This is a genomic window from Spirulina sp. CS-785/01 (assembly GCF_028330525.1).
GTDB lineage: Bacteria > Cyanobacteriota > Cyanobacteriia > Cyanobacteriales > Spirulinaceae > JAQMSD01.
In genome coordinates, this window is the sequence record NZ_JAQMSD010000167.1 from 1 (window position 1) to 7,315 (window position 7,315).

A 7,315-nucleotide genomic window follows, 5' to 3' on the forward strand; every position below is an offset into this window, starting at 1 on the left:
ATCTTCCCCATCCCCTATCAACTATCAACTATCAACTATCAACTATCAACTCCTCCATCTGCGTGAGAAATTTTAAGGTTGAGAAGAAAGGGGAAACGCCTCTAGACGAGAGAAGAAGGTGGACTGGTCTGGGAGAGAGGACTGGGCCCCGGTTTTGGTAACGGCAATTGCACCCGCAATATTTCCCCAGTGAACGGCTTCTCGGTAGGGCTTCCTGGCGACGAGGGCGGTGGCTAAAGCCCCATTAAAGGCATCTCCGGCGGCGACGGTATCCACCACTTGAACTGGGAGGGGGGCTTCCCAAAACTGCTCGTTTGGGGTGGCACAAAAGACTCCTTGGTCGCCTAGGGTGATGATGACGGTTTTTACGCCTCGTTGTTGGAGGTGTTGGGCGGCTTGTTCTAGGGTTTGGCGATTTTTTTCTGGGGGGAGGGTGCGATCGCAAACTGAAAACCCCACTAACTGACTCGCTTCTAACTCGTTGGGAGTAATGATATCAACCGAGGATAATAAATCAGGGGGCAGAGACTCCGGCACAGGGGCAGGGTCTAAAATGGTCAAAACCCCCTGTTGTTTAGCTTTTCGGGCGGCGGCTGCCACCGCTTCCCCCGGAATGCCTAATTCTAATAAGGCCACGTTGGCCTCTTGCAGTCGTTGCCCAAATGCCTCCACTTCTAACTCCCCTACCGCACCATTGGCCCCAGCAGCACAGGCAATGGTATTATCTCCGGTTTCGCTAATGACAATGGAGGCCACCCCCGAATGGATATCTGGGTTCACTCGTACACTGTCGGTTTTCACACCAGATGCTTTTAAAGCAAGTAACAGGGTTTGCCCGAAGTCATCCCCTCCCACTTGGCCGACAAAGTACACCGGGACACCGAGTTTGGCCACTGCCACGGCTTGGTTTGCCCCTTTTCCCCCAAACGCAGAAAAGAACTCATGACCGATCAGAGTTTCTCCCGCATCAGGAAGACGAGGGGTTTTGACCACGAGGTCCATATTGATACTACCGAGGGCAACAACTGTCATGGAGTTTGGACGTAAAGTGTAACAACAAAGAAGAAAACGCCTTCTCTTTCATTAAACCCTTTCTGAGGCTTAATTAGGGCTTGCTGAATGTTCATTTGCTTGTCAGGCAAGGGAACAGCCCTTTCTCAAGCACGGAGACGCTCCGCGAACGGCTTCGCTACCCCTGACGGGACGCTAACGCGAACAGGGCAAGGGAGCAGGGAACTGGGAATAGTGAAATTTAAGAATGGGCCTTTTTTCCGAGATTTTTCCCCAATTGAGTGGCAAATTTGACCTTTTTTGCTTTTCAAAATCCTCACGGGCCCTGATTAGGCGAGAATTTTAGCGTTATTCAGCAAGCCCTAATTAAACCGCTTCTGAGGCCAAGACTAAGGTTTTATATTGGGAGATTGGGGAAAGCTTATTTTTAAGTCACACTCTTTTTCCTCTAAAGAGGCCAAGACTAAGGTTTTATATTGGGGTATTGGGGGGTTTCTTGTAAAGCGGGGTTGACACCAAACCAACGGCCTTGTTCATCTCGATACTCAAAGACAAACATACTCCGGAGTAACAGTTGATAGTCCTGTTCCCCACTGACGCTTTGTTGTTGTACGACTTGGGCGATGAGTTGCCATTCGTGTTCCTCTAGGGCTAAGAGAATATCATCCCGGTAATTTTTGATAGCACTTTCGAGACAGTCACGGGAGATGGGGGGGTCTTGATGGCGGAGACAGGTGTATAACAGTCCTAATAAGTTGCGGACGTGGCCGCCGCTAATGCGACAGAGACGGTCTAGGGTGGCTTGACTATCGAAAATTTGCTCAATTAAGGTCAGTCGGGTTTGGGGGTCCACTTGGGGAAAGGCCCGGGCTAAGACTAACTGACGGAGTAAGTTGAGTCCTTGGGTATGTTCTTCTCCGGTGCGGGTTTGTACGGGGACCATGGGGAGGATAGTGGGGGCAACCCCGCCGCCGAGGTGGTTTTTGAGGGCTTGATATTCGTTGGAGAAGATCAGGGCGAGGGGGATGGTATAAACCATATGACAGTCCAGTCGCCGCAGGAGGGACCCCCGGTCAATAAAGAGGTATTCGGGGAGGGAACGACTGGGAGTGGCGGGCCGGGGGGCGATGCGGTCTAGGTTATCGACGATGACGACTAAGCCTTGTTTGCCCCGTTTTTGCAGTTCTTGGTTGGCCCGTTGCAAAATATCATTGTTGATGGCGCGGAGGATGCTTTCGGTGCGGGGTTCGAGGGACTGTTTCAGTTGTTCTCGCAGTTTGGGGTTTTCTTTGGTTTTGGCGACAATGCGGGCAATGCCGAGGGAGACTTCCGCTTGCGCTTCTAGGTCAATGGGGGTTTGTAAGATGTTTTTAACTTCTTCAAAGAGGTTATTGAAGTAACTGGGTTTGATGGGGATGCCTTCTTGTTCAAGATGGTCACTGACAACTCCGGCGATCGCCAGTAAGATATCACTAATGTTCACGTCGGCCATATCTAGGGCGCGACTGGATTCAAAATAGACCACATGAAAGCCTTCCGCTTCTAAATGCGCTTTCAGTCGGAATAACTCGGTGGACTTCCCACAACCAATGTGACCGCTAAACAGTTGACAGGTCGGCTCGTCGGGGGAGAGGCGTGTGATAGTGCGCTCTAGGGCTTCGACCACTTTTCCCCCTCGCACGTCGGAAAAGTCAATATAGTAGGGACGGTCTTCGGGGTGACTCAGGTTTAAGGTTCGGCTCGGGTTACAAGCCTTAAAGAATTGTAGTAGATGCAGTTTCATGATGTTGTCTGATGAGAGGAACTCAACTTTAAAATTAGAGGGTGGTCTGTCACCTTGACTTCAGCACACTGTCGTGTAGATTACACTTTCAAGCTGGAAAATCTGTGAAAGCCCACGGGAGTTGCTCCTCAAGCTCAACCCGTCAGGAGCAGAAAACTGTGAAAATTCTGTGAATTTCTGAGCATCTCTGAGCTTTCTGGGCAGGAATTTTCCTCTTTCTTTGTCTTATCCCACCTTGGGTCAAAGGACTACCGCCAATTTAAGGAAAGTTAACAGTACGGATGGGGTAAGGGCTTGCTGGTTGAGACCAGCATGACACCGTTATATAGTAACGGAGAGCCGTTGACTTCCCATGATAGACGGTTTTTTCCTCTCGCTTTCTCCAGAGTTGGGCTATGATTTTTGTAACCCTTTCTTTGGCTTTATCTTCTTGTGCGAGAAGGCCCTCGCGTCCCGTGAGGGAGGATATCAAACAATACGTCGCGTGCAAAACAGCACCGGGAATTAATGACCAGCATCGCATCTGTCAAAGCGAACGACCTGAGAAGTCGTCGGCAACAATTAAAACGCCGCCGTCAAGTCCGATTTTTACAAGCGGTGTGGCGGTTACTGCTGATTGGCAGTATGACGGGGGCGGTGGTTTGGGTGGTGAAACTCCCCGGTTGGGTGATTCAACAACCGGAACAGGTGAAAATTCAGGGCAATGATTGGCTTTCGGAGAAGACACTACATCAGTTGTTGCCCATTGAGTATCCTAAACCGATTTTAGAGATCGAGCCGCAACATCTGGGAGACCAACTGGAAGCCCGGTTAAGGGAGCAGTTGGATGCGACGGCCTCGGTGGTTGAGGTGGATGTGACGCGCAACTTACTGCCACCGAGTTTAACGGTTAAGGTGGCCGAACATCATCCGGTGGCCATTGTACTCCCCCCCCAAGATAACCCAGAGAAGACCGGGGAAATGGGCTTAATTGATGCCCAAGGGGTTTGGATGTCTAAGGAAGGTTATACTCGTCTCGAAATGACCCCTCAACTGCCGGACTTGATTGTGATTGGGTTTAGTGAAGGCTTTGCAGCGAATTGGCCGCCCCTTTACGAAGCGGTGGCGGAGTCAACGGTGAAAATTTTTGATATTGACTTGCGATCGCCCGATAACTTGATTTTACAAACTCAACTGGGCGAAGTTCACTTCGGCCCCTATGAAGACCAACGGTTTCGAGAACAATTGCGCGTTTTAGCCCAAATGCGGGGTTTACCCACCCATGTGCAAACCAGTCAAATTAACTATAGTCAAATCGACTATATTGATTTAACCAACCCTTCCTCCCCCGCAATTCAACTCAGATAAGCTCAAGGATAAGCTCAAGTTTTTTCCTAGCATGGTTCATGTCAGAGGGGGAATCCAATGGCAGATCGGTTGACTCCAAAAAAAAGTGATAGCATGATAACTTCTAATTAAAATGTCAGCAAATAAGTACAGTAGGGCTTACTATAGCTAATACAAGACCAACTACTCAATTCCCGTGACTGTGGCTAATAACATACCCTTTAACAATCCGGGGATCCCACTTCCCCAAGGTGGTGATTATCAAGGAGGAAACTACCCTCCCCCCCAATACCAACCTCAATATCAACCTCCCCAAGAGGAGGAACGAGTGGATAATATCATGCCGAGCAACGCCGCTAAGATTAAAGTCATTGGCGTTGGTGGTGGGGGCTGTAATGCGGTGAATCGCATGATCAGCAGTGGCATTACTGGGGTCGAGTTTTGGGCGATTAATACCGATTCCCAAGCCTTAGAACTCACCTCTGCCCCCAAACGTTTACAGATTGGACAAAAATTAACCCGTGGCCTAGGGGCCGGGGGCAACCCCTCCATCGGCCAAAAGGCGGCGGAAGAATCCCGTGATGAAATTGCCAATGCCTTAGAAGGCACGGATTTAGTCTTTATTACCTCTGGCATGGGCGGCGGCACGGGAACAGGGGCCTCTCCCATTGTGGCTGAAGTGGCCAAGGAAATGGGCTGCTTAACCGTGGGCATTGTCACTCGTCCCTTTACCTTTGAAGGCCGTCGCCGAACCACCCAAGCTGAAGAAGGCATCGCTGCTTTACAGGGTCGAGTCGATACCCTAATTGTTATCCCCAATAATAAGTTATTATCGGTCATTTCTCCGGAAACTCCGGTACAACAAGCCTTTATGGTGGCCGATGATATCCTGCGTCAAGGTGTGCAGGGGATTTCCGATATTATTATTATCCCTGGTCTAGTCAACGTGGACTTTGCCGACGTGCGGGCAGTGATGGCCGATGCAGGGAGTGCCTTAATGGGCATTGGTACAGGGTCCGGTAAGTCTCGCGCTAGAGAAGCGGCAGTGATGGCCATTTCTTCACCCTTATTAGAGTCCTCCATTGAAGGGGCGAAGGGGGTTGTCTTCAATATTACCGGGGGGTCCGATTTAACCCTCCATGAGGTGAATACTGCTGCCGAAACCATTTATGAAGTGGTGGACCCCAATGCAAATATTATTTTTGGGGCAGTGATTGATGAGAATTTACAGGGTGAGTTGCGAATTACCGTCATTGCCACTGGGTTTACTGGAGAAACCACTAAGCCGTCCTCTGGGACTTCTCGCCAAGGGGTAACTCCCCAACAACGACCGAATCCCAATCGGCCTCAAAATAATCCAGCTAATACGCCCCAACAACAACGCCCTGCGGCCTCCCCACCCCCCACAGCCGATCCCCGACTCAAAGGGGAAAATGGCTTAGATATTCCCGAATTTTTGCAGCGTCGTCGTTTCCCACGACGGTAGAGAGGGGCTTTTAGGAGGAGTATGCGTCAAATTCCCACCGCGTTAACCATCGCCGGGTCTGATAGTGGAGGAGGGGCTGGAATTCAGGCTGATCTCCGCACCTTCTCATTCCATCGGGTCCATGGCATGAGTGCAATTACCTGTGTGACCGCCCAAAATACCACAGGGGTGGCCCGGGTGGATGCCCTCACCCCAGAAGCGGTCGCAGCACAAATTGGTGAAGTTGTCAAGGATATTGGGGTAGATGCCGCAAAAACCGGAATGCTACTCAATGCACCGATTATAGAAGCCGTCGCCCAACAAGTCGAGCATTGGGAAATGTCGGGGTTGGTGGTTGATCCGGTGATGGTGTCTCGAACCGGGGCCCAGTTGATTGATGATCCGGCCATTGCGACCCTCAAAGGGGCTTTAATCCCCCAAGCCCTAGTGTTAACCCCTAATCGTTATGAAGCCCAGATGCTCAGTGGGGTAGAGATTGACTCCCTCGACTCCATGAAAGAGGCGGCGGCGAAAATTTATGATTTGGGGCCTCAGTATGTCATGGTGAAAGGAGGAGGGATGACCGGCCCGTTACAAGGGGTAGATGTGGTTTTTGCAGGGGACACCTACACCGTATTAGAAACCGAGACAGTGCAAACCCCCCATACTCACGGAACAGGTTGTACCCTCTCGGCAGCTATTGCGGCCAATTTAGCCCTAGGAAAAGACCCCCTAACGGCCCTGGGGGACGGGAAAGACTATGTAACCGCGGCCTTACACCATGCCCTAGCCATTGGCCAAGGCACAGGTCCCGTTGGTCATTTTTTCCCCTTATTCCCCTAAATGCCTTGCTTGCTCAGGTGAAGCGATCGCCTTCCTCTCAGAGAGTGGAACGAAAATCGCTAATTCTTTCATTCATTGCTGCTTTTGACGTACTCCGCGCAATCCATTAGCTTTCTTTTAGGCAAGAATGTTTAAACCTCAATCTTCCCAATCCCAATCCTCTCCTGATCCAGCAGCCTTGGACGCTCAAGGTTATCGTCCGTCTGTCCCGATTACGGTGTATCGGCAATTGGCCCAAGAGTTACAGGTGACGAAAGAAGAAATGAGTCACTTGCAAAGGAAAAATCAGCATTTGATGGAACAAAATACACTGATGCGGGAGGAGTTGGCCAAAATTAGCCAGTCAGTGGAAACGTTACAACAAGTGACTGCGAGTTACGATGGGGAAGGGAATGTGATTACTTCAGAACCTCCAAAACATCAGGAAACGGAGATTCAGGAGTCTCCAGAGCCATCTTTGGCGTTGAGTAACTTTGAAGATGATTTTGAGTCTTCTTTGGTGATGGAAGTGGAGGAAAAACCGGAACGTCGCCCCAGTTTGCAAGAGCGTATGGGGGATGCTAATGGCTGGTTAGTGGTCGTTACGCTGGTGTTTGTTGTGTTGACGGTGTTTGGGGGAACTTATCTGTTAGTTCGTCCCCTCTTTAGCAATAATAATGGCGGGAGTAATTAAAGATGCGCCTTTAACAGACCTTGGGTTAAAACCCAAGGCTAAGAGCTTAAACTCGTTAAAAACGGGTTGAGAGATTAACCAGAAGTCAGGCTAACCAAGAGACCTTGGGTTAAAACCCAAGGCTAAGAGCTTAAACTCGTTAAAAACGGGTTGAGAGATTAACCAGAAGTCAGGCTAACCAAGAGACCTTGGGTTAAAACCCAAGGCTAAGAGC

General features: G+C 50.2%; 6 protein-coding genes. 4 read left to right on the forward strand and 2 right to left on the reverse strand.

Annotated elements, in window-relative coordinates:
* Window positions 1-72: 72 nt before the first annotated feature.
* Window positions 73-1,032, reverse strand: a complete 960-nt coding sequence (gene rbsK / locus PN462_RS11200; RefSeq protein WP_272128293.1) for a ribokinase — start codon at window positions 1,030-1,032, stop codon at window positions 73-75.
* A gap of 442 nt (window positions 1,033-1,474) precedes the next feature.
* Entirely contained in the window at window positions 1,475-2,794 is a 1,320-nt protein-coding gene (locus PN462_RS11205; RefSeq protein WP_272128294.1) for a P-loop NTPase fold protein, read from the reverse strand.
* Window positions 2,795-3,301: 507 nt separating this feature from the next.
* Here PN462_RS11205 and PN462_RS11210 point away from each other — a divergent pair.
* The 4 genes from PN462_RS11210 (at window position 3,302) to PN462_RS11225 (ending at window position 7,101) form a co-directional block, all read left to right on the forward strand.
* A complete protein-coding gene (locus tag PN462_RS11210) occupies window positions 3,302-4,141 on the forward strand; it encodes a cell division protein FtsQ/DivIB (protein ID WP_272128295.1) in 840 nt (279 codons plus the stop codon).
* 169 nt (window positions 4,142-4,310) lie between these two features.
* Entirely contained in the window at window positions 4,311-5,606 is a 1,296-nt protein-coding gene (gene ftsZ, locus PN462_RS11215; protein ID WP_443029143.1) for a cell division protein FtsZ, read from the forward strand.
* A 21-nt stretch (window positions 5,607-5,627) separates the two neighbouring features.
* Complete coding sequence (thiD, locus tag PN462_RS11220) at window positions 5,628-6,428, forward strand: bifunctional hydroxymethylpyrimidine kinase/phosphomethylpyrimidine kinase (RefSeq protein ID WP_272128297.1); 801 nt, start codon at window positions 5,628-5,630, stop codon at window positions 6,426-6,428.
* A gap of 127 nt (window positions 6,429-6,555) precedes the next feature.
* Complete coding sequence (locus tag PN462_RS11225; RefSeq protein ID WP_272128298.1) at window positions 6,556-7,101, forward strand: hypothetical protein; 546 nt, start codon at window positions 6,556-6,558, stop codon at window positions 7,099-7,101.
* Window positions 7,102-7,315 lie beyond the last annotated feature (214 nt).